This is a genomic window from Selenomonas sp. oral taxon 138 str. F0429 (assembly GCF_000318175.2).
Classification (GTDB): domain Bacteria; phylum Bacillota; class Negativicutes; order Selenomonadales; family Selenomonadaceae; genus Centipeda; species Centipeda timonae.
In genome coordinates this window covers 1,540-1,975 of the sequence record NZ_KB290941.1, presented here as the reverse complement: position 1 = coordinate 1,975, position 436 = coordinate 1,540, and the positions used below count along the sequence as shown (strand labels likewise).

Here is a 436-nt window from a genome sequence, read left to right as displayed (position 1 = left end):
GGAATAATCAGCCGCTTGTATTGAAGGACGTACAGGCATACGGGATTTCATCCTTCCAATCCAATGCCATGAAATCAGACAATCCGCACGTCGGCATCTACGAAACGGAGAAGGCGCGGACAGTAGATAAGAACGGTGGAAATCCCTCGTGTTGTCAGGGTGGTGTTGCTGTTGTCTCCATCCAAGGTTCGATGATCGGACGGCAGGAGAAGAACGGGCCGCAGGGAAGCGGTATCTCCGAGGATGTGAGCTTTACGCTCAATACCGCTGACCGTCATGCGGTCTATGCCATGACGACGGGCTGCCACTCTCATTTTGCAAAGGAGAAATGTCCAACACTGATGGCGCGGGATTATAAAGATCCGACGGTCGTCAATCAGCCCGTCTATGCAGTCCGTCGACTGACACCGACCGAGTGCGGACGCTTACAGGGCTT

At 53.7% G+C, this 436-nt stretch carries 1 pseudogene; it reads left to right on the top strand.

Annotated features, from left to right (window positions below):
• A pseudogene (locus tag HMPREF9163_RS12490) lies at positions 1-436 on the top strand (DNA (cytosine-5-)-methyltransferase); the annotation flags it as partial.